Below are 25,181 nucleotides of genomic sequence, written 5' to 3'. Positions count from 1 at the left end.
ACTAGTGTTGCAAAGACTTTTTAACCCATCAAAAGCCTAATACAAAGCTATCCAAACGCAAAAAAGTCCTTTATACTGTTCTCGGATGACTTATCCAAGACCAATAAAAAGGACTCACGCATGGATAAGTATAACGTAAAAACCTCATTTCAAAAATGGTTTTCTGCAATAAATTTTTCTGGTTTATCAGAAAACTATCAAAGCTTAATTAGCGACTTTGATTTCTACAGTAAAAAACTAGACTTCCAAACGACGCTTAAAGTGTTACTTCATGCGGTTTATGAAGAATTGCCAAGCTATCGCGAGATTGATCGCGCCTTTTTAGATCAGCGCCTCTGCAAGGAACTTGGCATTGATTCCCTGTGTTACAGCTCGTTATCTCGTAGAGCGCCAGAAATCATGCAAGAAGTATTGATGGAAATTTTTACGCAATTAGTCGCCAGAATTTCTGTTCAGCAGCCAAGCTCAAAAACAACCAGTCTACAATTGATTGATTCAACGACTATTCCGTTGAACAAAGCATGGTTTCCATGGGCCAAGTTTCGGAAAACAAAGTCTGGCATCAAGCTACATTTGAATCTCTGTTATCTTGATAAAACCAATCAGTATCCTGAAAGTTTTACGATGACAAATGCGAGTGAGCATGACCGTAATCACCTTGAAGTTCTTGTTGATAAAACGCAAGCAACGTATGTGGTGGATCGCGGCTACTTTGATTACAAGTTGTTAGACAAACTAAATCGTGACGGCTATTTCTTCGTTACACGGACAAAATCTAATACAAAAATTACCATCTTGGATCAAATTGAAGTAGCAGATACAACAACCCGTGATGGGACGATAATCAGTGACCAACAAGTGATTCTTGGCGGCGGTGTCAACCATGTGACAGAGCGTTTTAGGTTGGTAACGGTTCTTACCAAGGGACAAAAAATCCTGCGAATGGTGACCAATCACTTTGATGTATCGCCAAACGAAGTGGCCGACATGTATCAAGCCCGTTGGCAGATTGAATTGTTTTTCAAACACTTAAAACAAAATCTGACCATTAAACGACTATATTCACATAGTGAACAAGGGGCGATAAATCAAGTCATCCTCACCTTAATCGCAACGCTTCTCACTTATGTGATAAAAATTGAGTTGAATACGACAGCGACGCTGTTTCAATTGAAACGTACCTTCCATTACTTAATGTTTGAGCCCGCAGAAGAGTGGTTCAAACGTTACAGACCTGGATGAGGATGTAGTTAATAGCTGTTGTCACGTTTGATTTTTGAATACATACTAAAATTTTCTGGAAAATAGTCATCCGCTGCGTCAGCACTTGACTTTTTTGAAATTTTTAGCAAGAAACAAATGTCAGACTATTCTGACGATATGTTCGCAACATTAGTGATACTAAATAGATTTTTCGCTATCTTTTTATAACTTCACATATGTCCGGAAAGCCTTATTTTACAGGCTTTCCGGACATATTCACTATCTTGCTTACCTCAATCCTAATAAAACATTCTTTTCAACATCAGTGAGCATAGCAGGTCATAGATATCTTAATCCTTTTGCAAGTATCTTTTCAAAAGCTGTTGTTGTATACTGAAATCCGTATTGTTACAGGAATACTGAAGTTGTGACAAAAACATAGCCATCAAGGAAAAGGTATTGCGACTAAAATTGCAGATGAATTGGAAAACCATGTTTTAGAAACTGATATGCAAAAAATCACTACCCACGCTTCCATTACCGCAAAGCCATTTTTGAAAAACGAGGATATAAAGTTATTAATGAACAGACCGTGGAACTTAGAGGGCAATTATTTACTAACTTTTTAATGATAAAAAACGAGAAATGAATTATAGGTTTAGACCTTTATCATTTCTAGTTTTATTTTATTGTATCAAGGCTCTATCATAAGTGGTAAAATCTACTTTTAAATCACATGTAATCATTGATAAGTCCAGTGTTTTAGCGGATAATCAGCTTTTTATTTATTTTTTCTTATAAATTTGATAAATAGAAATTAGTATAGCCCTAAACAAATTATTTATGTTTTATTGTTTAGGGCTATACTATATTGGTACAAGGAATAGAAAGAGGTGTTTATGTGGTTGATAAAATTCAGTTTAATCAAGTTATAGAAGAATTCATCAAAGTAAATAATTTAATGACTCATATTCAAAAACGACCAATCAGAATAACTAATGATCTAAAACTCAGTACGAGTATGATTCATTTGATTGATGTGATTGGAAATTATCCTGAAACTAGTATTACGGAATTAGCTGATCGATTAGGCGTTACCAAAGGAGCTGTATCCCAACAGATTCCCACTTTAGAGAAAATGAATCTTATAAGCATTTCTCAAAAAAAAGGAAATAAGAAAACTAAACTTGTATCGTTAACAAAATATGGTCGAAAGGTGTACGAATCACATAATTATTTACATGAAGAGCTTTATAGCTCAATAAATGAAGCGTTAGAATCATTCTCACCAGACCAAATTTCAACCATTAAACAGATTCTAGAAAAAGTATCTTATACAATCAATGAATATCAAGTAAGTCTGACAAGAAAGGAAGATTGACATGAAAAAAATGATTTTTGAATCGGCTACACTAGACTAGACAGAAAAAATAAGGTGTGTAAAATAAATGAAAACACACTGGAGGAATTTTTATGTCAAGACGTCAACGTAGAACCTATTCAAAAGAATTCAAACAACAAGTCGTCGATCTTTATCTCGCAGGAAAGCCCCGAGCTGAAATCATTCGAGATTATGAGCTGACTACCTCGGCCTTTGATAAGTGGGTCAAGCAAGCGCAAACTACTGGCTCGTTTCAGGAAAAAGATAACTTGACCCCTGAACAAGTAGAACTAATTGCATTACGAAAGAAAAATAAACAGCTTGAAATGGAGAATGACATTTTAAAGCAAGCGGCGCTGATATTGGGACGAAAAGACAAGTAATTGATACCAATAAGCACAAATACTCAATATCAGAGATGTGTAAAGTGTTAAACATCTCTTGCCAAACCTATTATTATCAAGCCAAACCAGTTGAAGATGAATCAGAACTGGAAGAACTCGTTCAAGAAGAATTTATTCGCAATCGAAAAGCTTATGGTACCAGGAAGCTGAAGCAGTGCTTGGCCAATCTAGGTCTTCAAGTGAGTCGACGCAGAATCGGCCGTATGATGAAACAGCGTGGCTTGCGTTCAACATACACATTGGCTCATTTCAAATTCCATTCTTCTACTTGTAACGAAGCCAAGACCGCCAATATTCTAGACGGAACCTTCCTACAGGAAAAGCCATTAGAAGCGATTGTAACCGACCTTACCTATGTTCGTGTTGGGAAGAAATGGCAGTATATCTGCCTGATTCTTGATTTGTTTAATCGAGAAATCATCGGCTATTCATGCGGGGAGAAGAAAGATGCGACGTTAGTCAAGGAAGCTTTTGCAAAGATTCCGTACTCGTTGAATAAAGTACAACTTTTTCACACGGATTGTGGAAAAGAATTCGATAACCAGACGATTGACGAAATTTTATGGGCCTTTAATATCACGCGTTCCTTAAGCAAAAAAGACTGTCCCTATGATAACGCCGTTGCAGAATCCACCTATAAATCTGTCAAAGTAGAATTCGTTCATCAATACCGCTTTGATACATTGGCTAATTTGCGATTAGAGCTATTTGATTACGTCCATTGGTGGAATACCATCCGGCTGCACGGCACGTTAGGCTATGAGACACCGATCAGTTTTCGACAGCAGAGATTGGCGCAGCGAATCCTTGATAATGAGCTCGGATGTGATACCGGTGGCGAGGCAGCTTAATTATTTGAATGAGCTTCTGCCTTAGAGAATCAGATTCGAGGAGGTTCGTTGTCAAGGGCAGTCGGAACACCAGCAGCAAGCTTACGCAACACCTTATAATTTTTGTCAAAAAAAGTGTTGCCATTTCACATATATCTTTAAACAGCTATTGCCAGATAAAAATAAATGATATTATATATATAAATACTTATCCGAAAAAGGGAATGAGAGAGTCAAGGTTCTTGGAATGTCGAATAGTCGAGTAGGTAGATTTTCTATCTACAACCTTGTTGTTTAAAAATGAAAAAAATTGGAATTAGAGAAGTTGCGAAAGAGGCAAATGTTTCTCCTACGACTGTGTCGAGGGTATTGAATGATCGTGGATATTTGAGTGAGGAAACAAAAAGAAAAGTTTTTGATGCCATGAAAAAATTAGAATACTATCCTAATGAACTGGCGAGAGCACTTTTTAAAAACGAAACATATACCGTAGGTTTGATTTTTCCTACAATTACTAATCCATTTCACGCTGAGTTAATTCAAGATATCGAGTTCGAGCTTTCCAGCAGGGGATATAAAGTGTTGCTGTGCAATAGCTTAAACAATCCAACAAAAGAAAAAGAGTACTTGACGATGTTGAGAAAGAATCAGGTTGATGGAATTATAGTAGGAACGCACAATAAAGATATTGCGGATTATGATATTCCAGGGCTACCTATTGTAGCGATTGATAGAAGTCTTGGTGAAAATACAGTTACAGTATCTTGTGATAATTACAGGGGTGGGGAATTAGCTACTCAACTACTTGTAAATCATGGCTGTCAGAATATACTGTGTATTCGGGGAGATAGTAAGATAAAGCTACCCGCGAATAGTAGGACTTTAGCGTATAAAGATGTTTTGAATAAATTCATGCTGGAACCGTTAGTCCTAGAAGTACCATTTGTAAAAGAAATCAATGAAAAAAATGAAATAATTAAGACATATCTGGAAACTCATCCAAATATTGACGGGGTTTTTGCAGGAGATGATTTATTGGCTTCTTTGGCGATTAACAACTTAGGAAGTTCAGGCAAAAGAGTTCCAAAAGAGGTTAAAGTGATTGGATTTGATGGAGCTCAACAAACATTGATTTATAATCCAGAATTATCAACTATTCAACAGCCTATAGATCAAATATCTAAAGTAGCAGTAAAAAAATTATTGAATATGATTAAGGGCGAAAAGGAAACGGATGAACTTTCACTTCCAGTAAAGCTCATAAAAAAAAATACAGCATAAGTTAAATCGGCGAGAATTTCCTTCGTCGATTTAAAAATATTTTATGTGAAACGGGTTGACATATGAAACGGGTTGACATATATTAGTTGTGAAGATAAAAACCTTTTCACTGGAGGAAGAAAATGGAGAAATTATTAATTAAAAGCAATAATCATCAACTTTACTACCAACCTAAGGATGTTTGGGTCGGAGATGTTATGCCTTACGGGAAAGAAGGAAAATTCTTTATTTATCATCAACGTGATACTAGAAATCCAGTTCCTTTTGGAGAACCGTTTGGCTGGGCTTTAGCAACTACGAAAGATTTTGTTCATTTTGAAGACTTTGGGGAATCTCTTTTAAGAGGGGATGATAATGAGAGAGACCAGTTTATCTACGCTGGTTCTGTATTTGAGGCAAATGGAAAGGTTCACGCATTTTATACAGGGTATAATCGTGAATTCTTAGCGCAGGGAAAGACATCTCAAGTGTTGCTTCATGCTGAGAGTGATGATTTTGTTCATTGGGAAAAATCAGAAACAGCATTGGAGTTAGAACCACAAGAAGGGTATGATATTCGAAACTGGAGAGATCCATTTGTCGTTTGGGATGATGAAAAAGAAGAATATTTACTAATTTTAGGGGCGCGCAAGGGTCAGGATAAACATCTACAAACCGGACGTTTAGTGAAATTTACATCAAAAGATTTAACTAATTGGGAATTCAAAGGTGATTTTTGGGCTCCGGGATTGTATACCATGTTTGAAATGCCAGAACTTTTCAAGATTGGTGACTGGTGGTATCTTGTCTATTCAGAATACTCAGATGGAAATAAAATACTCTATCGAATGAGTCAAAGTTTGGAAGGCCCTTGGATCAAGCCTAAAGATGAAGCTTTTGATGGACGGGCTTATTATGCTGGTAGAACAGCTTATGATGGAGAACGTCGAGTCCTATTTGGATGGGTACCAACAAAAGATCAAGAAAATGATAAAAACAATTATTTATGGGGAGGTACTTTGGTTCCTCATGAAGTCTATCAAAAAGAGAATTTTTCACTTGGGGTAAAACCCATAGACGAAGTGTGGAATGCATTCATAAATTTACATGATATTGCTGATGTAGAGATAGAAACAGTAGACACAAGAGAAGAAGTAACGCTTGTTAAAAATAGTGGAACTTTGTTTAATTTAGAAACAACAATTTCATTTGATGAGAATCTTAGTGACTTTTCACTGAGATTATATAAAAACCTTGAGACAGATGAATCTTACGAATATCGCTTCAATTTAGATGAGGGGCGTCTTACATTTGATAAAAACCCTTGTTACCCTTGGTTTCAATATATGGATAAAGGACTTATTAGACCTATATCTTTAAATCCTAACCAATCTTATAAACTAAAAGTAATTGTTGATGATAATATAATGACACTTTATATTGATGGAATCGCTCTTAATGCTCGTGTACATGATTGCTTTGGTGAAGCAATTACTATTACAGCAACAAATGGATCAATGACTGTTAAAAACACTAAGTTTTCAAATGAAATAGCGAAATAACAACGATAATCATGTGACAGGTATGGGAATCAAACCTAGCCTGTCACATTATAAAGGGAGGATAAATGAATGGAATACAGAAAAATTGCCGAAGATGTACTGGACAATGTTGGAGGAAAGGAGAATATCGTAAGTGCAACCCATTGCATTACCCGTTTACGTTTAATCCTTAAAGATAAAAGTAAAGCGAATATGGAAATGCTTGAGGAAGTAGAAGGTGCAAAAGGGGTTCTTTTCAATAGCGGACAGTTGCAAGTAATTTTCGGAACAGGCACAGTTGAAAAGGTTTACAAAGAATTTGTTGAATTGACAGGAGCTAAGGAAGTATCCGTTTCTGAAATGAAAGACGAAGGAGTTAATAATTCAGGAAATAGACTTCAACGAGCTTTTAAAGTTTTTTCGGATATCTTTATTCCGATTATTCCAGCTTTTATCGGAGCTGCAATGGTTTTAGGAATCCGATCATTGATAACCACTCCTGGAATGTTTGGAATGGATGGCTCATTCGCTGATCACAATGTGTTTCTAAATGATTTATCCAAATTTCTAGGTATTATTGCAACTACATTTGATTATTTACCAGTTTTAGTTATGTATTCTGCAACAAAACGATTTGGCGGAAATCCAATTTTGGGGTTACTTGTAGGATTCGTAATGATTCATCCAGGACTAGTTAATCGTAATGATTTCGTCATGGAGACTGTAAAACCTGATTATTGGCATTTGTTTGGATTAAGTATTCCAGCAGTTGCATTTCAAGGTGGTGTTTTCCCAGCAATTTTGACTTCATGGTTTTTAGCAAAAGTTGAGAAAATTACAAATAAATATTCTCCTCAAGTACTTGCTTACATTTTAGTCCCAACTGTGACAATTGTTCTTGCCAACTTTGCACTATTTTTAGTGTTTGGTCCATTGGGGAATTTTATCGGTAATGTTTTAGGTGGAATCATTGATTTCCTATATATGAAGATGGGTGCCTTTGGTGCTTTTGTTTTTGCAGGCGCGTTACAACCATTAGTTGTAACAGGAACACAACATGCTATTCAAGGTATTGAGGCAAACCTAGTCGCAACAACTGGATTCAATTATATCCAACCTATTTGGTCAGTTTCAATTATTGCCCAAGGTGGCGGTTGTATTGGTATGTATTTACTCTTTAAGAAAAAATCTAAAGATAGAGATATTGCGATTTCAAGCTTTATTCCAACACTAGTAGGTATTACTGAACCGGCTATCTTTGCTGTTAATTTGAAATATTCGATCGTTCCTTTTGTTTGCTCGTTTATTGGTGCTGGTTTTGGTGGAGCATTTATGAAAATTTTTGATGTAAAAGCCATTGGACAAGGATTGACTGTATTGCCAGGTCTGACTATTGCTAATCCAGTTCTTCCTTATATATTTGGTAATCTCATAGCATTCATTTTACCAATCATTTTTATTCTCGCTTATGATAAATATAAAGTATTTATTCCTGAAGCTAAACACCGTAAAGTTGCAGAAAAAACTGACTCAAAAAAATTGCCAGTCCAAGTAAAGTGAGATGAGAGCATGTTTAATTATTTTAGAAAAAATGAAATAAGCGTTGTAGCACCTGCTACCGGTGTTTTTGAAAAACTGTCGGAATTAAGTGATCCAGTCTTTTCAAAAGGAATGATGGGACAAGGATTTGCAGTTGATGCGAGAAATGAAACGATTGTATCCCCAATCGAGGGTTTTGTTTCAAGTATTTTTCCTACAAAACATGCCTTAGGAATAAAAACAAAATCAGGAATTGAGTTACTTGTACATGTAGGAATGGATACAGTTGAATTAAGTGGTGAGGGATTTGATATTAGAGTTCAAGAAGGACAAAAGGTGAAGGCTGGGGATATTCTTATGACCATTGATTTTGTAGTTTTTGAAAAGAATCACAAGGCTAAAGATGTCATTGTTGTTTTTCCAGACTACCAAGATGAAATTTTCATTCCGAAACTTGAAGAAGTAAAACAAGGACAAGAATTGTTTGTTCTTGGCTAATGATAAGTAATTAATAATAGAATCGAGGAAAATGTATGGTTTTTGGGGCTATTGAAGCTGGTGGAACAAAATTTGTTTGTGCCATTGGAGATAAAGATTTGAACATATTTGAAAAAGTCAGCTTTCCCACGACTACACCCAAAGAAACAATGAATTTAGTTTTAGATTTTTTTAATCATCATAAAGATGATTTAGAAGGTATCGGAGTGGGTTCGTTCGGTCCTATTGACATTCATTGTGAATCTAAAACATATGGTTTCATCACTTCAACGCCAAAACTTGCTTGGCAGTATTTTGATTTTATTGGAAGCTTAAAAAAGCATTTTAATATTCCAATTGCTTGGACGACTGATGTGAATGCTTCTTGCTATGGTGAACATGTTTCAGGAAATGGTAGAGGCCATTCAAGTGTTGTTTACTATACCGTAGGAACGGGCATAGGAGGTGGCGCTATCCAAAACGGAAACTTCATTGAAGGTTTTAGTCATCCAGAAATGGGACATATGATTGTAAAACGACACATTAAAGACAATTTTTCTGGGACATGTCCATTCCACGATGATTGTTTAGAGGGCTTGGCTGCTGGTCCAGCAATCGAAAGAAGATCAGGTACAAAGGGACAAGAGTTGACTGAAAATGACGTTGCTTGGGAAATAGAAGCTTATTACATTGCTCAGTGTGCGTATAATACAACATTGATGCTATCACCCGATGTCATTATATTTGGTGGTGGAGTGATGAAACAAGAACACTTAAAAAAGAGAGTACAAGATAAGTTTATTGAGTTGATCAATGGATATGTCGCTATTCCCGATGTTGAAAATTATATTATGACACCAAAATTGTTAGATAATTCAGGTATTGTAGGTTGTCTAGCTTTAGCAAGAGACGCTAAAGAAAAAGCTTAATTTGGAAAAAAGATCGTCTCGACTATTTGTTTGGTTGATGCGATCTTTTTTATTCAATTAGTAATTGAAGGGACGCCTAAAAGTGAAAAAAAATGAAAGATGAAGTATTAGAGTATATTAAAAATAATTTGCAGGATTGCAGTTTCTCCGCCCAAGACATTGCAATGAAATTTTGTATTAAAATAAATGTTGCCTCCCACTATTTGAATCAGTTATTTTCTGATGGAAATTACTAATGAAACTGGGCGTTTTCTAACTGGCTGGGTGGCAACAAAAGAGGATGAGAATGATCAAAATATCTGGGATTGGGGTGGGGCATTCGTCCCACATCAGATTATTCAAAAGGAAGACAAAACTCTTGGAGTTAAGCTGCCTGAAAACATAATCAAAAACTTTAAAGAAACCATTCCATTTTCAAGTTTTGAGTTAGAAAAGCAGTTTGGTAAAAAAGAAAGAGTCATTGTTCCTGAAATCAAAGATTACTTTTTATTTGAAACCACTTTGACGATTGCATCGAAGACAAAGGAATTTGCATTAAAACTGTTTACAGATAGAGATACTCAAGAAGGATATGAGTTTCGTATTTCATTGATTAATAATCAGCTTACTTTCGGAAAAACTCCGAACTATCCTTGGCCCCAAATGTTTGATAAGGGGTTGCAACGTCCCCTTTTTTTAGAAATTGGCAAAGAATATGAACTAAAGTTAATTGTTGATGATACAATAGCTGTTTTATACATTAATAATGTTGCTTTAAGTACGAGAATGTATGATAAGGTCGGAACAGCATTAAGTATGACTGTTACTGAGGGAGTGATCAAGCTAGACGAAATAGATTATTCAATAAATTATGAATGTGGATTTTAAAGCAACAGAAGGGATGATATAAGTGAAATTAAATGGTTTACAACATATTGGAATTCCAACAAAAGATTTTGAAGCTTCAAAAATCTTTTATAAATCCTTGGGGTTTCGGCAAATTAATGAAGAAATGAATGCGGAAAGTAAAGTCGGCTTTTTCGAGTTGAATGGAATGATAATTGAAATATGGGAAGATAAAACTACTGAGTGTAGAGGTGCTATTGATCATTTAGCATTAGATACAGATGATATAGACGAAGCATTCAATTCAATTCAAGATTTAGGATATGAATTATTAGATAAAAATATTATGGAATTACCATTCTGGGAAAAAGGAATCCGTTACTTTAATTTCTACGGACCAAATCATGAGATTATAGAGATTAGCCAAGTGAAGAAATAAATAGATAACGAAGTGCTTTAAGTTGGTATGAACGAAAAGTACTTCGTTTTTTGGTATCAGCATTTCAATAGTTTAATGAGAATTTACTATTTCAAATTAATTCAAAGTGACAGTGTTTTTTACTTATTTGGTTTCAAATTTTGTAATCCTTCCTATTTATTGGAATACACTCCACATTTTGTATACAAGTCATATCATGTTTTAGCAAAGCTCTTACCAAGCAAAGTTATAATGATGTTTTCCAAAGTTTGATCTTTCGATGGAGGCTAACACATATTTTTTGCAGGACAGCCAAAATTAGATGTATAGAATAGAGTTTGTGAGGCGTATAGACAGTTTATTGTCTGTATGCTTTTTTTTATTTTGAAAAATTTTTAGTATTTTTCGAAAAATGCTCACTCCTAGATTGTAGTAATAATGGAAAGGGATAGAAGTAAAACGAGTTGAATGAATTTTTTGAGGAGGAGAATTTTATGGGCGACTCAGAGGAAACCCACATTCGGCACGTGTTTGACAGTTTTTGTAAGAAAGTAGTCCGCAATGAGGCATTAAACATTCAAAAGAAATACGTAAGATTTCGCCAACGTCAAATTTCAATGGAAATATTAGAACAAAAAGGGTTAGGTACAGAGTTCTATTATTCAGAACCAAATTTGAATAATAGTGGCAGTTATATTGTTCTTGGTATAAAGATCTATATTTCAAATGAGGCGTTGGCAAATGCGATTGCAGAACTACCTAGTCTAAGGCAAGAAATCATTTTGATGTCCTTCTTCATCGGTCTCAATGATCGTGAAATTGGCGATATTATTGGGAAAAGTCTTGGCAGTGTTTGGTATCAACGACAAGTGGCTTTAGAAGATTTAGGAGAATTTTTGGGTGACGACTATGAAGAAAAATAGGCGATCCATACCTTCTATACCCAGAGCAATCAGCGAGGGTTATTACAAGTCATCACTGAATTGCGTAAAGACGAATCACCAGTCGTAGAAAATATCGCGGATCATATTGAGTCCTTTACTGATTATGATTTTGCCCATTTGCTTTTCTCAGATGGCTCGATTACCCAATCGATTAGTTTAGACAAACAGTTGAATATTATTCAAGTGGCAGATCTGGTTTTACCAGATGCAGAAACGACTTTTGAAGAATATACCACCATGGAATTGCTTAGTGTTTCCATGCTAATCGTTATATCCACTTTTGCTTTGGATTTTATCCATAGTAACCGAGAAATCTTCAAGATTGTGGACTTGGATGAAGCTTGGAGTTTCCTTCAAGTCGCTCAAGGAAAAACACTCTCCAACAAACTAGTTCGTGCTGGCCGTGCCATGAATGCTGGTGTTTATTTTGTCACGCAAAACAGTGACGATTTACTGGATGAACGCTTGAAAAACAATATCGGCTTAAAGTTTGCTTTTCGTAGTACCGATATTCATGAGATCAAAAAGACTTTGGAATTCTTTGGTCTGGATCAAGAAGACGAAAGCAATCAGAAACGATTACGGGATTTAGAAAATGGCCAATGCTTGATGCAAGATTTGTATGGTCGGGTAGGAGTGGTTCAGGTTCATCCAGTCTTTGAAGAACTCTTCCATGCCTTTGATACCCGTCCGCCGGTTCAAGAGAGAATGGAGTGAGGGGATGAAAAAGAAACTTTTTCGGACTGTGGGAATTGTTTTGGTTTGTCTATTTTCTCTTATCATCCTTTTGAGCTTAATCGGGACGGTGGCAGAGGCAACAGGCCTTGTAGATGATACGGTGGAGGCAGGGAATCTTTACTCCCAATATTCTTTGAACAACTATCAACTGGATTTCTTTGTCGATAGTTCTTGGGATTGGCTGCCTTGGAATTGGGGGGATGGACTAGGCAAAAGCGTGATGTATGGTCTTTATGCCATAACCAATTTTATTTGGACCGTTAGTTTGTATTTGTCGAATGCCACAGGTTATGTGGTTCAAGAGGCTTATAAATTGGATTTTATTTCGGATACGGCTGAAAGTATTGGGAAGAATATCCAGACGCTAGCTGGTATAAACGAAAATGGTTTTCAAACTTCTGGATTCTACTTTGGATTTCTGTTATTGATGATTTTGGCATTAGGAGCTTATGTTGCGTACACCGGATTGATTAAACGAGAAACCACCAAAGCAGTTCGGGCCGTGATAAATTTTGTGATGATCTTTCTACTTTCAGGTTCCTTTATTGCCTATGCGCCTACTTATATCACAAAAATCAATGATTTTAGCTCAGATGTCAGTGAAGCGGCTCTTAGCCTCGGTACTGATATTGTGGTACCTAATTCGGAAAGCCAAGGAAAAGATAGTGTGGATTTGATCCGTGATAGTTTGTTTTCCATCCAAGTCCAACAACCCTGGTTACTATTGCAATTCGATGATTCCAATATAGAAGAAATAGGAGAAGAGCGAGCCAATAAGATTTTATCTGTAAGTCCTGATGAAAATAAGGGGAAGGATCGGGAAGGAGCGGTTAAAGCCGAGATTGAAGACAACGACAATGCGAATCTAAGTATTACGAAGACCATGAACCGCTTAGGAACCGTGGTCTTTTTGGTGTTGTTCAATATTGGGATCTCCTTCTTTGTCTTTCTCCTAACCGGGATTATGTTGTTTTCGCAAATTCTCTTCATTATCTTTGCGATGTTTCTTCCTATCAGTTTCTTATTGTCCATGTTGCCGACTTATGAGAGCTTGGGGAAGAAGGCGATTATTCGTTTATTCAATACGATCATGATGCGAGCGGGAGTCACACTGGTAATCACGACTGCATTTAGTATTTCCACGATGTTTTTCACTATTTCAGCCACCTATCCATTCTTTATGGTGGCGTTTCTTCAAATTGTGACTTTTGCCGGGATTTATTTCAAATTGGGGGACACTATGAGTATGTTTAACCTCCAAAGTAATGATAGTCAGTCCATGGGCAGAAGAGTGATGCGCAAACCGCAAATATCTATCTTAATGAATTTGATAGCTTCCTTGAAGTAAGAGGGCACAAGTTCGTTCGTTACGCCGATGACTGTAACATCTACATCAGGAGTAATCGAGCAGGACATCGAGTGATGAGTAACGCCATCAACTTTCTGGAAGGTGAACTGATGCTCACTGTCAATCGTGAAAAGAGTGCGGTAGGAAGTCCCTTGAAACGAAAGTTTCTTGGATTTTGTATCCACCCAACGAAGAAAGGTATTAAGATTCGTCCTCACAATAAAGCTAAAGTAACGGTGAAACAGAAATTGAAGAAAATCACAAAACGTAACCGTGGGCGAAGTGTGGCAGTTCTATTCAAGGAAATCAAACAGCTGATGAACGGTTGGATAAACTATTATGGCATTGGTGAAATGAAGAAGTTTATGAATGAGCTGAATGGATGGTTGAAGCGTAGAATCCGACAATACATCTGGAAACAATGGAAAAATCCACGAACCAAAAGAAGAAATTTGATGTTGTTAGGAATCGATAAACACAAAGCATATGAGTGGTCGTATACTAGGAAAGGTTATTGGAAAATAGCCAAAAGTCATATCCTTCATCGCTCGTTTACAGACAAAGAACTGGTATCTCGAGGATATATGGATATATCCTCGAAATACCAGTTCGTACACTCAAATTATTGAACCGCCTTATACGGGTCCGTACGTACGGTGGTGTGAGAGGGGTGCGAACCTATGCGTTCGGACCTCTACTCGATTTCTGAACAAACGATGTTTAAGAAGCAGCTTATTCGGGAAATAAACAGAAATTTCATAAAAATTTTAAAAACATCGAGTACGGACCGTTCAACATTAGCTCCTATGTTACTGTGTTTCTTGTCTCGATTTTATGAAGAAAAAGAAAATAATCAGATTTATTGTAGTCGAGAGAGTCTTTCTCTTGGCTTTTTTATTGAGTCCTGTATGGATAGCAAATTGGTGATGAGAGGCTACTAAAAATTCATCAATTCTACAACAATAAAATATGTAACATATAGCTGACAGTTTTGAATCGGGTTGCAAGTAATTAGCACCATGCAGTATTGCGGTCGAGGCTGGCTTTGGTATTTTAGCCGCTGGTTCTTGCTGTTACTGATTCCTTGTATTGGCAGTTTCTTCTTTAATGCTTGGATTGGCGGGGCATTGGCGCCAGGGATTGTGCTGATTCTGATTGGTTGCTGGCTAGACAGTCATTATCAAGGCTACCAGATTCAGAGCAGACATCGCCTGTGCATCCAGGGCTATCTGATGCTGACCCGGCAGTTGACCTATGTGGAGAAAAACAAGCTCCAGGCGTTTTCCGTCAACAGCAGTCTTTGGATGGCGAAAAAAGGTATCGGCAGTGTGGAGCTGGCGATTAAAAAAGCAGCGGTAGCGGTATGATGCACCTGCGTTACTTGGAGACAGCGGTGATTCGAGAGTTGCAGGAGTTCTTCCGGGGGAGGAGCGAGCAATAGAAGGGAGAAGACTCGGCTTGGTGTCGGGTCTTTTTTAGTGTTGTCATAATAGTGGATCGATATTATGCGAAATTAGGTAGCAAAAACGCTTGATTTCTTTTACTATAGAGGAGAACGATAATGTAAGAGACATAGTTAACTACCTTCTTTAAACGACAGGAGTGAAACACCGTGGAAATTCGAAAAGAATATCTCTTTGATAATATGAAAATCGCCTATGATCAGCTGTTGTACCGTATCGGTAGTTATCATTATAATTGGCATCCAGAGATTGAGCTGCTTTGGTTGATTACGGGGAAGATTGAGGTCAATGTGGATGGGCAAAGCTTTTCCTTAGACGAAAATGACTTGCTAGTGATTAACTCGAACTGTGGTCATGCGACATTCGCGACGGTGCCGAACAGCATCGCCATGAGACTACATATTTCTCCAGAATTTTTTTCTTCCCAAGGGATCGATATTTCGGAAGGACGATTTGAATTAAACTCCAGTGATGAACCCCGCAATCCGCTCTTTCAACTGTTGCGCAAAGACTTGTCCCAACTACAATTACTTAATAATGAAAAAAGGACTAGTAAGTTGAAAAACAATGCCTTGCTATTTAAGATTGCCGAGATTTTATTTGAATTTTTTACGTCAGACACTAAGCAGGGTGGTTACTCCGTGGGCCAGAAGCGGATATTCTTGGATCATGCCATTCAGTACATCGAAGAAAACTGTAGTGGGGAGCTGACCTTGGAACAATTGGCGAAGGAATGCAACTATTCCACGACCTATCTCTCTAAGATTTTTAAAATCGAGTTAGGCATCAATTTTTATGAATACCTGACCCGTTGTCGGCTGCAAAAAGGAATCCGAGAGTTGGCCATGACGACTAAAAAGGTGGCGACCATCTCCTTCGAAAATGGCTTTAGTGATGTGAAGTCATTTAACAAGGCCTTTCGAAAGCATTTCGGTACCACTCCCTCAGAATACCGGAAACAGATTGACTCTGATCTTCGAGAAATCGATCGCAACTTTAAGGCAAACTTGGACGAGGAGCAGGCAGCTATTAAAGAAAAATTGATTCGCTATCAACAATACGATGATTCTTTTCAAAATCCTTGCGTGAACTGTAGTAGTAAAGAATACGAAGAAAAATACTATGACTTGATGACCAATCTTCGTCGAATAGTGAAGTGAGTGCATCTTTTTAATGGGCGAATCACAAAAATGTGGTTAGCCCGTTTTTTGTTTCGAATAAAATGAAAACGAATACAAAGTTGTTAATAGCACTTGTTTTTCCCCCTATTTTTCTTATGCTGCTTTGCTTACTTAAGGTTCTTTTTTATGGAAGTCTGATTGTGTTTTTATCAGAGAAGTAAAGAAGAATTGGATAGTTTAGAAAGCTATTTCAAGCCATAATATAGAAAATGTTAGGAGGCAGAAACAATGAAATACACTTATGAAGAAAAAGTACTTTCTCCTGAAGCACAGAAGATGAGAGACATTCTTGTGGAATACATCACCGTCGTAGGGAGAAGACTTCCGGATGATGTGACCAAGAAGCTAGACGAACTGTCAAAAATCGAGGTAGATCCATTGCAACAGCTTGTCTATGACACAATGCGCGAAAACCAAATGTTGGCGGAAAAACTGAACCGACCTAGCTGCCAAGATACTGGGGCACTTCAGTTTTTCATCAAATGTGGTTCCAATTTTCCACTTTTAGGTGAATTAAAGGACATCTTAAAAGAAGCTGTGTATCTAGCGACGAAAAAAGCCCCTTTGCGTCACAATGCGGTGGAAACCTTTGACGAATACAATACCGGACTAAACATCGGTACTGGCTTGCCAAGTATCTTTACGGATATTGATGGCGACGGGGACGAGATGGAAATGTACGTCTACATGGCTGGGGGCGGTTGTAGCTTGCCTGGGGCCGCAAAAGTCTTGATGCCAGGGGAAGGATACGAAGGCGTCGTACGCTTTGTGATGGATCAGATGACTAGTTACGGAATCAACGCTTGCCCGCCACTGCTTGTGGGAATAGGGATTGGGACTTCCGTGGAAGCGGCGGCCATGAACTCAAAATTGGCTTTAATGCGGGAAGTTGACAGCGTGAGCGAAAACCCAAATGCCGCAAAGATGGAACGGTTATTGGAAGATGGCATCAACAACATTGGCTTGGGGCCTCAGGGCTTTGGTGGAAAGAAATCCGTTATGGGAGTGAACATCAATAACACTGCCCGCCATCCATCGGTAATCGGAGTAGCCGTGAACGTTGGCTGCTGGTCTCACCGACGAGGAAAGATTAACTTCGACAAAGACTTAAATTACACCTTACCATTGCAAAAAGACTATCAGCTCTTTATTTAACGTAATTTTTAGAAATGAGGAGAGTAAGCATGAAAGAATATCATTTGAAAACACCGGTATCTGCTGAGGACATCAAGGATATCCGGATTGGCGATATTGTTTATTTAGAAGGAACTTTAGTTACTTGCCGAGATGTGGCACACCGGCGGGTTGTAGAAGAGGGACTACCATTACCAGTGGATGTAAAGGACAAGGCCATTCTTCATGCAGGTCCCATCGTTAAGGACCACGGCAACAATGAGTATGAAATGATTTCGGTAGGACCAACCACCAGCATGCGGATGGAAAAATTTGAAGAAGCTTTCATCGAGGAAACCGGCGTTCGTTTGATTGTCGGTAAAGGTGGCATGGGACCAGGGACAGAAGCTGGCTGTAAGAAATACAAAGCCTTGCATTTGGTTTATCCAGCAGGCAATGCGGTGTATGCAGCAGAAAAAGTGGAACGAATCGTGGACGCTCAGTGGAAAGACTTGGGAATGCCGGAAACGCTTTGGGTCAATGAAGTGAAAAACTACGGTCCGCTGATTGTCTCCATCGATACAGAAGGCAGCAATCTTTTTGAACAAAACAAAGTTGAGTTCAATAGACGCAAAGAAGCTGAGATTGAGCGCATCTGTAAGGAAGTGCGCTTCATCAAGTAACCATTAACAGAAATAAGAGGTGATTCGTTTGTTGTTAGTATTAGCACTGTTAATGATTGTAACCTTTATATTCTTGCTATCGAAAAATAAACTGTCGATTGTCGGCGCCTTGACCCTAGTGCCCCTGTTTTTCGGGGTGCTAGTGGTACTGCTGACGAACTCGACGTTTGCCGACCTGTTTCAATGGATTACCGATGCTCTGTTTTACAAAGTCGATCCAGAAACCGCCAAAGTCAGTATGGGGGTCATCTCTCCGGGGCTGTTGATATTATTTGCGGTAATGTACTTCGATTTGATGCTGAACGTGGGCTTGTTTGACCCCTTATGCGAGTTCTTCATTAAGAAGGCGAAAGGAGATCCGTTGAAAGTCACTATGGCCACTGTATTGACGGCCACCGTGGTGACGATGAATGGTGATACCACAACGACCATTATTATCTGTGTGGCTGCATTTGTAGAACTGTATCGGTCGATGCGGATGAAGCTTAGCTATTTGGCAATCTTGATTGTGACGCCTATTGGGATTTTCAATCAACTTCCTTGGGGTGGACCGACCATTGCGGCCAGTACAGCTATGGAAGTGCCGATTAATGAACTGTTCAGCGCTTTATTACCAGGTTTATTAGCTGCCGAAATCTTTGCAATTTTCTTAGCTTATCGTTTAGGGAAAAAGGAACGCAAGCGGTTAGGTTGGTGCAATGGAGCGGATGCGGACATTGATCACGTGATGATGGAAAAAATGCTGGATTGTATTCGGGCGAAAGATCCCGAGTTGAAACGGCCGAAACTATTTTGGTTCAATTTGCTTTTGACCCTCGGAATTTTGTATTTATTGATTCAAGGTTTCGCCCATGGTGCTGTGCTATTCATGATTGGTAGCGCTATTGTCTTGACGGTGAACTATCGGAAAGTCAGCATTATTAATGAACGCATAGATGCAATCGCTTCCGATGCGTTAGCGCCTGCATTGGCAACCTTTGCTGCTGGGGTTTTCTCCGGAGTCTTATCCGGCAGTGGCATGGCGACCGCATTGGCTTCCGGAATGACGATGATTATTCCAGATGGGCTAGGAGCACACATGGCACCAATCTATGCTGTTATTTCGGCACCGGCGATTACGTTCTTACCTCAGGATGCTTTCTACTTTGGGATTGCCAAAGTAGTGGGAGAAGTGATGGAGCAGTATGGCATTACACCACTCCAAGCTGCTGTGGCTTCTATGGTAGGTCAATCATTCCGGTTGATTTCACCGGTCATTCCGGCTTTGTTCATGCTGACGGATTCCACTGAAATGAACTTTGTTGATTTCCAGAAGAAATACGTGAAGTACTGCTGGCCAATTCTGATTATTTACTTAGTTGTGTATGCCTTAACCGGTGCTTTACCAATTTAGTTGTTGAGTTGGAAGTTATATTCGTTATGCCACGGGTATATCGTTTATGGCTTCCTTTCTTATTCAAAAGGAGAGAAAGAATGAACTTTTTACAGCGTTTTAAGAAAAAGCGCCTTGACGAGCAGGCCGTGGAGGAATCAATGCAACCAGCGGCTCCTTACGTTGCGTTACCGAAATATGTCGAATGCGAGCCAGATCAATTGTTGCTTTTAAGTCTTGTGGCCGGGGCGATAGGAGCTGGGGACAATCCTACTAGTCGCTTTGCCTTGAAGAAGGCTTGGCAAAGAAATCCCGAACTTCAGCGTGTTGCGGTACTTGCCACGGCAATCGCTGCCCAAGATGCCCCCACCAGCAGATTTATCGTTAAAAAAATCGAGAAGGAGAATCAAGATGTTACGAAAATTTAAGATTGCCATCGATGGCACAGAGTACTTAGTGGAGATGGAAGAAATCGGCGGTACTCCCGCCCAAGCCGCATCATTAGCTGCACCAGCTCAGTCAGTTCAGCCACCAGTTCAAGCGGCACCTGTACCAGTAGAAGCAAGTGCTCCAGTTACCAGTCAAGCTGTTGGGGAGATGAAAGCGGCCAGTGAGGTAATCACCGCGCCAATGCCAGGGACTGTTCTGAAAATTTTAGTCAATGTAGGGGATGAAATTGTGGCTAATCAGCCATTGTTGATTCTTGAAGCGATGAAGATGGAAAATGAAATTGTTGCGAATAAAGCAGGTGTCGTGGAAGCAATCGCAGTCGCACAAGGTGAGATGGTGAATCCAGGTGATTCATTAATCGGCATAGCTTAAAAAGGAGAGGTATACAGTGGAAACGTTAGTTCAAGGCCTACAAGGCATGGGCCAAGAGCCCGGACGAATTGTCATGATGATTATCGGTGGAATTTTGATGTATTTGGGCATCAAAAAAGAATACGAACCTACCTTGCTCGTACCCATGGGACTGGGGACTATTTTAGTGAATTTCCCAAATTCTGGGGTGTTAAGCGCTGGGGGAGAAGCAGGGCCGTTTCAAGTCCTATTTGATATAGGAATTAGTACCGAGTTATTCCCATTGCTTCTATTTATTGGGATTGGAGCGATGATTGATTTTGGCCCGTTGCTGCAAAATCCCTTTTTATTACTGTTTGGTGCGGCAGCTCAGTTTGGCATTTTCTTCACGATTATCATGGCCGTCCTATTAGGATTTAATTTAAATGATGCGGCTTCTATCGGAATTATCGGGGCAGCGGATGGGCCAACTTCCATCTTTGTGGCAAATACGCTGAATTCGAAATATATGGGGGCAATCATGGTAGCGGCGTATTCGTATATGGCACTAGTACCAATCATTCAACCTGTAGCTATCAAAGCCGTGACCACGAAAAAAGAGCGTAAGATTCGCATGCGCTATCAAGCTGGGGAAGTTTCCCAAACTGCGAAAATCCTTTTTCCAATCGTGATTTCGATTGTGGCGGGATTGATTGCGCCGGTTTCCTTACCCTTAGTTGGTTTCTTGATGTTTGGGAATCTATTACGAGAATGTGGCGTTTTGGATCGGCTATCAATCACTGCACAAAATGAATTGGTGAATATTATTAGTATTTTACTCGGTTTGTCGATTTCCGTAAAAATGCAGTACGAAGAATTTCTTCAAGTGGATACCTTAATGGTCATCGGGCTAGGACTCGTGGCTTTCGTGATGGATTCGGTAGGCGGTGTGCTCTTTGCCAAATTGCTTAACTTATTCCGCAAAGAAAAGATCAATCCGATGATTGGGGCGGCGGGTATTTCCGCATTCCCTATGTCCAGTCGAGTGATTCAAAAGATGGCAACGGAAGAAGATCCGCAAAATTTCATTTTAATGCATGCGGCAGGAGCCAATGTCTCTGGTCAGATTGCTTCGGTAATTGCCGGTGGTTTGCTGTTAGCACTGCTCGCTTAGGAGGAGAATAAAATGTCAGAAGCTTTACTAAAATCGCTTGAATTGCTTGTATTCGGATGGGGTGGCGTGTTTATCGTCATTTTCATTATTTACTTGGCTTCCATCTTATTAAGCAAAATGTTTCCAGTAAAGAAATAGGGGATGAAATCATTGGAAAAACGTATTCGCTTCACAGAAACTGTATTACGAGATGGGCAACAAAGCCAAATCGCCACGAGAATGACTACCGCTGAGATGACCCCAGTTCTCCAAACCTTAGACGAAGCAGGGTATCATGCTTTGGAAGTTTGGGGTGGCGCGACCTTTGATTCCTGCCTGCGTTTTCTAAATGAAGACCCGTGGGAACGTCTGCGCACCATCCGACAAGAAGTCAAAAACACCAAATTGCAAATGTTGCTCCGGGGACAAAATTTATTAGGCTATAAGAATTATCCCGATGATATCGTTCGAGCGTTTATCACGAAATCGATTGAAAACGGCATTGATATCATTCGCGTTTTTGATGCTTTGAACGATTTGCGTAATTTGGAAACAGCAATCGCTGCTACCAAGGAAGCAGGGGGCCATTGCCAAGTTGCGATTTCTTATACCACTAGTGATTTTCATACCATCGATTATTATCGTGGATTGTCCAAGGAAATCGCCAAAATAGGGGCGGACTCCCTGTGTATCAAAGACATGGCAGGAGTACTCACGCCACAGAAAGGGTACGAGTTGGTATCACAGATTAAAGATTCCACGGAATTGCTAGTCGATGTTCATACTCATGCGACCAGTGGAATTGCGGAAATGACCTATTTGAAAGTCGCTGAAGCAGGGGCAGATATTATCGATACAGCTATTTCTTCCTTTGCGGGAGGAACCAGTCAACCAGCCACGGAATCCTTAGCCTTGGCCTTTGAGGAACTGGGCTATGATACAAGACTCGATTTAGGAAAAATCAATGAAGCTGCCGAATACTTTAATCCGCTTCGAGATCGTTTTCGGGCAGAGGGCCTACTGAATGCAAAGGTCAAAGATACTGAACCCAAAACGCTGATTTATCAAGTGCCTGGGGGGATGTTGTCCAACTTATTGAGCCAGTTAAAAGAGTTAGGCCTGGAACAACGCTATGAGGAAGTATTGGCGGAGGTACCAAAAGTACGGGCTGATTTGGGCTTTCCCCCACTGGTAACACCTCTTTCGCAAATGGTGGGGACCCAGGCGGTGATGAATGTGCTTACTGGAGAGCGCTACAAAAATGTGCCTCTAGAAATCAAAGACTATGTGAGAGGCTTATATGGCAAGTCACCGGTAGCGATTGCTCCAGAAATACGCCAGCAAATCATTGGAGATGAAGCGGTCATCACTCAACGGCCAGCGGATTTACTTGCTCCTGGTCTGTCTCAGATGGAGTTCGAGATTGAAGAATACGCGAAATCTCCAGAGGATGTTCTGAGTTATGCGCTCTTTCCAGATCAGGCACGGGATTTTTTAGGTAGGCGGGAAGATCCATTCTATGATGTTCCGCTTCAGAAAGTTTCCGTTTCGTTAGATATTAACTGATTTTGAAAAATCTAAATTGACCTAACTGAATAGTTTTAATGCAAGGTCCCTACTTTTGATAGATATTCTAAGGGTAGGGACTTTTTATCGCTTTATTATAGGATGGATGTTATTAAATTTTGAATTACTAGATTACGGGAATAGGACATGAAATTTTTTGGAAGATGAGAAATTTTATCTTAGTTTATTAAAAAAAGTTTTTTTAGAGATATAAGAATGCTTTGGTTTGAATTTAGGAGGAATCACGATATGGCAAGTGTTGGTACATTTTCACATGAAGAAATCACGATAGAGAATAAGGCATTTTCTAGTTTTAAAACAATTATAGAAAGTGCTTTTTATGGCAATAATGTCCAAGTTATTAGCGATTTAGCCAGCGCTTATGATTTGGCAAGGAAAGCGCCCGGTGCTGTTGTTACGGATATGCCGGTAAGTCATGCAACTGATTTAGGCTTACCAGAGGATGCTAAAGTAATTGTTTTTAATGATGGAAAAGTCACTGGACGAACTGCATCGGCTCGTCGTGTCATTGGACAACCAGGAATCGACAAGACTTTATATGAAGGCGTATTGCGAGATGCTTTGGCCCAAGGAACTCATAAGAAGTTCTATGCAGGAGAAGTCGTGGTGGGGTTGGATAAGGATTTCATGGTAAAAGCACATCTTATATTACCAGAAAACTACGAGACGAATTTCTACTCCTATCTTTTGAATTTCCAAATTATGAATCAGGAATGGCGAGCGCTGTACCAAGACTCTAAGAATTATCCTGAGACGGATATTTATTTGTATGCAGATCCGGATTGGACACATCCAGCTTTTCCTCATGGTTTAGCACTATTTGATTCAGAACACAATGTAGCAGCTATATTAGGTTTAAAATATTTTGGAGAATTAAAAAAAGCCACTCTGACTTTGGCATGGTCTATCGCTCATCGAAATGGGTATGTAGCGTGTCACGGTGGGATGAAGGAATATCAATTCTCAGATAAAAAATTTACCATGGCGGCTTTTGGGCTCTCTGGTTCTGGAAAATCCACAATTACTTTGGCCGAGCATAATGATAAATACCAAATAAAGGTACTTCACGATGATGCATTTGTCATTAATCAATTAGATGGCTCTACCACAGCATTAGAGCCGTCCTATTTTGATAAGACACAAGATTATTCTTTGACGGATCCAGCGATCAATTTCTTTATGACTTGTCAAAATGTTGGCGTGACGTTGGATAATGATGGGAAGAAAGTCATTGTCACTCAAGATATACGAAATGGAAATGGGCGAACGGTGAAATCACGATATGTGACGCAAAATCGAGTAGACCATCTATGTTCATCTCTTGATGCGATTTTCTGGATTATGAAAGATGATACGTTGCCTCCAGTAGTGAAGATTGATGATTCGGTTTTGGCGGCAGTCTTTGGTTTAACTTTGGCTACAAAACGCTCTACAGCTGAAAATATTGTTGATAATAAAGATCGAGATAACTTGGTGATTGAACCTTTCGCTAATCCATTTCGAGTTTACCCACTAGGAGAAGATTTTGAAGATTTCAAAACGCTTTTTAATAAAAATCAGACAGCTTGTTATATCTTAAATACCGGATTTTATCAAGGTAAAAAAGTCACTCCACAAGATACTCTTTCTTCAATTGAAAAAATTGTGGAAAAACAAGCAAAGTTTGTCTCTTTCGGTCCAATTTCAGGAATGAATTATCTACCATCAGAAGGCTTTGAAGTAAATTTTGATGATGCGAAATATATGAAAGCTTTAAGAGAGCGGATGGAAAGCCGATTAACCTTTATTTTGAATCAAAATTCGGAAAGGGAAGGGTATAACGCATTACCAGAAGAAGCAATTACTACTATGAGAAGAGTGATTACAGAGTTATCTTGATTGTAGATGCTCCTTTAAATTATGTAAAATGGTTGCATTGTAATAATCTCAAAGGGGTAATTTGAAAGACTACCCTTTGAGATTATAGTATTTATTCTGAATAAATTGGAGAATAAAAATAATAAGGATTATTA

General features: G+C 39.0%; 22 protein-coding genes and 3 pseudogenes. All 25 read left to right on the top strand.

The window, feature by feature from the left end; genetic code table 11:
- Positions 1–120: 120 nt before the first annotated feature.
- The 25 genes and pseudogenes from IGI41_RS10810 (at position 121) to IGI41_RS10690 (ending at position 25,047) form a co-directional block, all read left to right on the top strand.
- Positions 121–1,242: an IS4 family transposase gene (locus IGI41_RS10810; RefSeq protein ID WP_430609779.1), complete on the top strand. Its 1,122-nt coding sequence runs from the start codon at positions 121–123 to the stop codon at positions 1,240–1,242.
- Between the two features lie 832 nt (positions 1,243–2,074).
- Positions 2,075–2,584, top strand: a complete 510-nt coding sequence (locus IGI41_RS10805) for a MarR family winged helix-turn-helix transcriptional regulator (RefSeq protein ID WP_002305710.1) — start codon at positions 2,075–2,077, stop codon at positions 2,582–2,584.
- Positions 2,585–2,676: 92 nt separating this feature from the next.
- Positions 2,677–3,839 (top strand): IS3 family transposase gene (locus tag IGI41_RS10800; protein ID WP_430609778.1). Its coding sequence is split into 2 segments (ribosomal slippage): positions 2,677–2,953 and positions 2,953–3,839, totalling 1,164 coding nucleotides; the frame shifts between segments, so codons are not numbered across the junction.
- A gap of 279 nt (positions 3,840–4,118) precedes the next feature.
- Entirely contained in the window at positions 4,119–5,099 is a 981-nt protein-coding gene (locus IGI41_RS10795) for a LacI family DNA-binding transcriptional regulator (RefSeq protein ID WP_002296809.1), read from the top strand.
- A gap of 122 nt (positions 5,100–5,221) precedes the next feature.
- Positions 5,222–6,640, top strand: coding sequence for a family 43 glycosylhydrolase (locus tag IGI41_RS10790; protein WP_430609777.1), 1,419 nt, complete (start codon positions 5,222–5,224; stop codon positions 6,638–6,640).
- Between the two features lie 69 nt (positions 6,641–6,709).
- The gene (locus IGI41_RS10785) at positions 6,710–8,179 is read left to right on the top strand and encodes a PTS transporter subunit EIIC (protein WP_430609776.1); all 1,470 of its coding nucleotides are present in this window, start codon (positions 6,710–6,712) and stop codon (positions 8,177–8,179) included.
- A gap of 9 nt (positions 8,180–8,188) precedes the next feature.
- Positions 8,189–8,656 (top strand): PTS sugar transporter subunit IIA, encoded by a 468-nt coding sequence (locus tag IGI41_RS10780; protein WP_430609775.1) that lies wholly within the window; start codon positions 8,189–8,191, stop codon positions 8,654–8,656.
- Positions 8,657–8,691: 35 nt separating this feature from the next.
- The gene (gene scrK, locus IGI41_RS10775) at positions 8,692–9,564 is read left to right on the top strand and encodes a fructokinase ScrK (protein ID WP_430609774.1); all 873 of its coding nucleotides are present in this window, start codon (positions 8,692–8,694) and stop codon (positions 9,562–9,564) included.
- 231 nt (positions 9,565–9,795) lie between these two features.
- Positions 9,796–10,431: pseudogene (locus tag IGI41_RS10770) on the top strand (glycoside hydrolase family 32); the annotation flags it as partial.
- A gap of 22 nt (positions 10,432–10,453) precedes the next feature.
- Positions 10,454–10,828 carry a VOC family protein gene (locus IGI41_RS10765; protein WP_312541938.1) on the top strand — a complete coding sequence of 125 codons (375 nt, stop codon included), beginning with the start codon at positions 10,454–10,456 and terminating at the stop codon, positions 10,826–10,828.
- A gap of 473 nt (positions 10,829–11,301) precedes the next feature.
- A complete protein-coding gene (locus IGI41_RS10760; RefSeq protein ID WP_312543108.1) occupies positions 11,302–11,730 on the top strand; it encodes an RNA polymerase sigma factor in 429 nt (142 codons plus the stop codon).
- A gap of 18 nt (positions 11,731–11,748) precedes the next feature.
- A pseudogene (locus IGI41_RS10755) lies at positions 11,749–12,468 on the top strand (ATP-binding protein); the annotation flags it as partial.
- Positions 12,469–12,472: 4 nt separating this feature from the next.
- A pseudogene (locus IGI41_RS10750) lies at positions 12,473–13,801 on the top strand (CD3337/EF1877 family mobilome membrane protein); the annotation flags it as partial.
- Positions 13,801–14,466 (top strand): group II intron maturase-specific domain-containing protein, encoded by a 666-nt coding sequence (locus tag IGI41_RS10745; RefSeq protein WP_430612819.1) that lies wholly within the window; start codon positions 13,801–13,803, stop codon positions 14,464–14,466. The pseudogene IGI41_RS10750 and the gene IGI41_RS10745, both read left to right, overlap by 1 nt.
- Before the next feature lie 390 nt (positions 14,467–14,856).
- Positions 14,857–15,204, top strand: a complete 348-nt coding sequence (locus IGI41_RS10740) for a hypothetical protein (protein WP_312543107.1) — start codon at positions 14,857–14,859, stop codon at positions 15,202–15,204.
- A gap of 245 nt (positions 15,205–15,449) precedes the next feature.
- Complete coding sequence (locus tag IGI41_RS10735; RefSeq protein WP_010759314.1) at positions 15,450–16,460, top strand: AraC family transcriptional regulator; 1,011 nt, start codon at positions 15,450–15,452, stop codon at positions 16,458–16,460.
- Positions 16,461–16,709: 249 nt separating this feature from the next.
- Entirely contained in the window at positions 16,710–17,636 is a 927-nt protein-coding gene (gene ttdA, locus IGI41_RS10730) for a L(+)-tartrate dehydratase subunit alpha (RefSeq protein ID WP_430609773.1), read from the top strand.
- Positions 17,637–17,665: 29 nt separating this feature from the next.
- The gene (gene ttdB / locus IGI41_RS10725) at positions 17,666–18,277 is read left to right on the top strand and encodes a L(+)-tartrate dehydratase subunit beta (protein WP_010759312.1); all 612 of its coding nucleotides are present in this window, start codon (positions 17,666–17,668) and stop codon (positions 18,275–18,277) included.
- Between the two features lie 19 nt (positions 18,278–18,296).
- Entirely contained in the window at positions 18,297–19,670 is a 1,374-nt protein-coding gene (locus IGI41_RS10720; protein WP_231586086.1) for a citrate:proton symporter, read from the top strand.
- Between the two features lie 80 nt (positions 19,671–19,750).
- A complete protein-coding gene (locus IGI41_RS10715) occupies positions 19,751–20,077 on the top strand; it encodes a hypothetical protein (RefSeq protein WP_010759310.1) in 327 nt (108 codons plus the stop codon).
- A complete protein-coding gene (locus IGI41_RS10710) occupies positions 20,061–20,471 on the top strand; it encodes an acetyl-CoA carboxylase biotin carboxyl carrier protein subunit (protein ID WP_010759309.1) in 411 nt (136 codons plus the stop codon). The genes IGI41_RS10715 and IGI41_RS10710 overlap by 17 nt, the downstream gene beginning before the upstream one ends.
- Positions 20,472–20,487: 16 nt before the next feature.
- The gene (locus IGI41_RS10705) at positions 20,488–21,603 is read left to right on the top strand and encodes a sodium ion-translocating decarboxylase subunit beta (protein ID WP_430609772.1); all 1,116 of its coding nucleotides are present in this window, start codon (positions 20,488–20,490) and stop codon (positions 21,601–21,603) included.
- Between the two features lie 12 nt (positions 21,604–21,615).
- Positions 21,616–21,741: an OadG-related small transporter subunit gene (locus tag IGI41_RS10700; protein ID WP_033787933.1), complete on the top strand. Its 126-nt coding sequence runs from the start codon at positions 21,616–21,618 to the stop codon at positions 21,739–21,741.
- Positions 21,742–21,753: 12 nt separating this feature from the next.
- Entirely contained in the window at positions 21,754–23,148 is a 1,395-nt protein-coding gene (locus IGI41_RS10695; RefSeq protein ID WP_281738606.1) for an oxaloacetate decarboxylase subunit alpha, read from the top strand.
- 249 nt (positions 23,149–23,397) lie between these two features.
- Entirely contained in the window at positions 23,398–25,047 is a 1,650-nt protein-coding gene (locus IGI41_RS10690; RefSeq protein WP_430609771.1) for a phosphoenolpyruvate carboxykinase (ATP), read from the top strand.
- Positions 25,048–25,181: the final 134 nt, after the last annotated feature.

Source organism: Enterococcus sp. DIV0876 (assembly GCF_050529585.1).
Taxonomy (GTDB): Bacteria; Bacillota; Bacilli; order Lactobacillales; family Enterococcaceae; genus Enterococcus_D.
Note: the sequence above shows the minus strand (reverse complement) of the source record. Positions and strands in the feature narration are given on the sequence as shown.

Bases quoted from the DNA above. Each gene is read 5' to 3' on its own strand.
- IGI41_RS10810 (WP_430609779.1), top strand. From the start codon at position 121: ATGGATAAGTATAACGTAAAAACCTCATTTCAAAAATGGTTTTCTGCA.
- IGI41_RS10795 (WP_002296809.1), top strand. From the start codon at position 4,119: ATGAAAAAAATTGGAATTAGAGAAGTTGCGAAAGAGGCAAATGTTTCT.
- IGI41_RS10790 (WP_430609777.1), top strand. From the start codon at position 5,222: ATGGAGAAATTATTAATTAAAAGCAATAATCATCAACTTTACTACCAA.
- IGI41_RS10785 (WP_430609776.1), top strand. From the start codon at position 6,710: ATGGAATACAGAAAAATTGCCGAAGATGTACTGGACAATGTTGGAGGA.
- IGI41_RS10780 (WP_430609775.1), top strand. From the start codon at position 8,189: ATGTTTAATTATTTTAGAAAAAATGAAATAAGCGTTGTAGCACCTGCT.
- scrK (WP_430609774.1), top strand. From the start codon at position 8,692: ATGGTTTTTGGGGCTATTGAAGCTGGTGGAACAAAATTTGTTTGTGCC.
- IGI41_RS10760 (WP_312543108.1), top strand. From the start codon at position 11,302: ATGGGCGACTCAGAGGAAACCCACATTCGGCACGTGTTTGACAGTTTT.
- IGI41_RS10740 (WP_312543107.1), top strand. From the start codon at position 14,857: ATGCAGTATTGCGGTCGAGGCTGGCTTTGGTATTTTAGCCGCTGGTTC.
- ttdA (WP_430609773.1), top strand. From the start codon at position 16,710: ATGAAATACACTTATGAAGAAAAAGTACTTTCTCCTGAAGCACAGAAG.
- ttdB (WP_010759312.1), top strand. From the start codon at position 17,666: ATGAAAGAATATCATTTGAAAACACCGGTATCTGCTGAGGACATCAAG.
- IGI41_RS10715 (WP_010759310.1), top strand. From the start codon at position 19,751: ATGAACTTTTTACAGCGTTTTAAGAAAAAGCGCCTTGACGAGCAGGCC.
- IGI41_RS10710 (WP_010759309.1), top strand. From the start codon at position 20,061: ATGTTACGAAAATTTAAGATTGCCATCGATGGCACAGAGTACTTAGTG.
- IGI41_RS10700 (WP_033787933.1), top strand. From the start codon at position 21,616: ATGTCAGAAGCTTTACTAAAATCGCTTGAATTGCTTGTATTCGGATGG.
- IGI41_RS10690 (WP_430609771.1), top strand. From the start codon at position 23,398: ATGGCAAGTGTTGGTACATTTTCACATGAAGAAATCACGATAGAGAAT.